This window comes from Staphylococcus sp. EG-SA-14, assembly GCF_017151935.1.
Lineage (GTDB): Bacteria > Bacillota > Bacilli > Staphylococcales > Staphylococcaceae > Staphylococcus > Staphylococcus aureus.
This window is the reverse complement of record NZ_JACVZM010000045.1, coordinates 1-2,317: the sequence shown is the minus strand read 5'-3', so window position 1 is coordinate 2,317 and position 2,317 is coordinate 1. Positions and strand designations below refer to the sequence as shown.

At 32.9% G+C, this 2,317-nt stretch carries 8 protein-coding genes; all 8 read right to left on the bottom strand.

From position 1 onward, the window contains the following. On the bottom strand, positions 1-178 hold a 178-nt coding region (locus IDG63_RS14150), incomplete at its 3' end, for a DUF1381 domain-containing protein (RefSeq protein WP_206176464.1). A gap of 36 nt (positions 179-214) precedes the next feature. After that, complete coding sequence (locus tag IDG63_RS14145; protein WP_086095940.1) at positions 215-748, bottom strand: dUTPase; 534 nt, start codon at positions 746-748, stop codon at positions 215-217. A 14-nt stretch (positions 749-762) separates the two neighbouring features. After that, a complete protein-coding gene (locus tag IDG63_RS14140; protein ID WP_000889682.1) occupies positions 763-924 on the bottom strand; it encodes a hypothetical protein in 162 nt (53 codons plus the stop codon). Beyond that, positions 925-1,206 carry a hypothetical protein gene (locus tag IDG63_RS14135; protein ID WP_000454994.1) on the bottom strand — a complete coding sequence of 94 codons (282 nt, stop codon included), beginning with the start codon at positions 1,204-1,206 and terminating at the stop codon, positions 925-927. Further along, the gene (gene higA, locus IDG63_RS14130) at positions 1,207-1,380 is read right to left on the bottom strand and encodes a type II toxin-antitoxin system antitoxin HigA (protein WP_000028424.1); all 174 of its coding nucleotides are present in this window, start codon (positions 1,378-1,380) and stop codon (positions 1,207-1,209) included. It lies immediately after the preceding gene. Then, positions 1,370-1,621, bottom strand: coding sequence for a type II toxin-antitoxin system toxin HigB (gene higB / locus IDG63_RS14125; RefSeq protein WP_086095941.1), 252 nt, complete (start codon positions 1,619-1,621; stop codon positions 1,370-1,372). Before higB ends, higA begins: the two co-directional genes overlap by 11 nt. Beyond that, positions 1,614-1,811, bottom strand: coding sequence for a hypothetical protein (locus IDG63_RS14120; protein ID WP_094321643.1), 198 nt, complete (start codon positions 1,809-1,811; stop codon positions 1,614-1,616). The genes higB and IDG63_RS14120 overlap by 8 nt, the downstream gene beginning before the upstream one ends. A gap of 2 nt (positions 1,812-1,813) precedes the next feature. Next, the coding region (locus tag IDG63_RS14115) for a hypothetical protein (protein ID WP_031928724.1) at positions 1,814-2,317 on the bottom strand (504 nt) is incomplete at its 5' end.

Genomic DNA, 2,317 nt, shown 5'->3' with positions numbered 1-2,317 from the left:
ACAACTGACCCACTTTAATAACTGCATCTCTTTTAACTTGCGCCTTGTACTTCTCTTTCGCTTCTTCTTTACTCTCTGCCTCAACAACTGTAAACCTTTGATTACTCTTAACTTTAGTTATGTGCGTATGTTTACGTCCTGTTGAATCTTTGAATGTTGTGACTAAATATTGTGTCACTTCCCCAAAACCTCCTTGACTCGATCTAAGATGTCTTTACACGTAACCTTTTTCTGTGTCTGCTGTTCCATCTTGTCTTGCATGATTTCGCTCCATTTTCTTTTTGTATGCGTCAATGAGTTGGTTGATTGAATATAAGTTGTAAGCTATGTCTATCGCTATAACAATTGCCAATTGGTCGGGATAAAATTCTTTAAATATTATCTGTGGTGTACTAACAACGGCATCTTGAGCAAATTCTTTATCTTTAAAATTAAACATGTTGTGAAATTCTTTATTTTTAAAACTTGATTCAATCGCTTCTTTTATCTCTTCTGATGACACTCCTACTTGATTCGCAATACTCAAACCAAACGCCAACATGTCCGCTAGTTCATCTAACTGAACATCTAACGGCTTACCTGGTTTCTTCTTCCAGTTCTTAAACGTTTCCAATGTATTAAACCATTCAAAGAATTCAACTACATATGCAATCTTACTATCTTGTAAATTAAGTGTTGGAATTCTATCGTCGAACTCCTTTTGTATTTGTAAAAGTTCTTTTAATTGATCTACTGTTAAATTATTCATTTATTCGTTATCTCCTATCGTTTTAATTCCTCAATAAATTTAAGCACTCTATCAATATCAATCTGTTCATTTTCTGACTTGCGTTTATTCAACCAATAATCTAACTCGTACCACCAGTCGTCGTTTAAATACTTTTCTTCTAGCAATGCATCACGTTGGTCGATGATTTCAAGCATTTACTCGTCCTCCAAAAATTCAAAATATCTTTCAATCTCATGCTCGTTAGCAAAGTAATATCTAGGCGTCTTATGAGATTTAGGATTAATCCAAATAATGTAAATAGGTATCCTTTGAAATGATAAAAATCCAGTTAATAACACTTCTTCATTAAAAATTTCAAAGAAACCTAATTCTTTTTGAACCTCTTTCACATTATCTTTTGTTACGTATACCGACTTTAAGTTTTTATTTTTGATAACTGGGTGCGGCACCACATTTTTTAATCGTTTCCATTCCACTCACTCGTCCCCCTTAATTAGATAAATTGGTTTAGTAATAAAATCTATAATGCTAATAACTGAATCATCGGACAGTTTATAATGTGTATCTCTAATATCTCCGACCAATTGCACAATCTCTAGACTTTCGTTTGTTTCATGGTTATATACTTTATCTCCTACACTAATACTCATTTTCCTGTTCCTCCTCATATTTATAGACAACTTGACCTGCCATAATCCCTACTGCTTCATCAAGTTCAATACCTTCTTTAACTGAATGTTGAATAGCATTTGTCATTCCCTCAAGTATTTCATCAAACGCTCGCGCTTTCTTATACACGTCTTCAATCTCTTTCAGTAATCCCTCTGTGTCATTGCCGTTATACGCACTAGTACTTATAACAGACTGTTCGATTTGTTCGCGATTATTCATTAGTGTCTTCCTCCATAAAAATTTTATTGTTTAATTCCATTCCAAATTTAACTCTTTCATCATCATTGCCAAATTCGTTTATTAAATCTTTTTCAACGCTCTTGCAATACCTATCCCATGCGCTTGCTTTCTTCTCCAGCTCTTTGATATGTTTTTTAAATTTTTCAACGCTTTTTTTATCTACAGTCATTTTTAACCCTCCGAAATATTTAATAATCTTCTGGCATAACTATATGCGCCATCACTATTTAATCCGTTACCAAAGCATTTATACATGTATTCGTAATCATTATTTGTTAAATGTTTGCCAATATAAAGTTCGAAACCTGTTTGTAAAAAAACCTGTGTTCTTTCAGGAGATATATTTTCAATACAACATCTGCTAACCCAATGAATAAATTTAACAACTAAATCTAATTTGTTAGCGCAATCTTTTAGTGAAAAGAAAATATTTGATTCGCTATCGAGGATAAGCTCTTTATTTTCATTGATAAAACTGAATTTAAAGCAATTCATCATTTCGAATACTTCATAAATCAGATTATCTATCTCATCAAATGCTTTTGCTTTTCTCTTAACTTCCGTCATATCCCCAATAAGCTCATCTCGTTGCTTCTTGTACTCATCACGTTGTTTTCTCATCTTCTTCAACCTAGCTTCCATTACACCTAGTTGGAACCCTGTTTCATAGTTCAT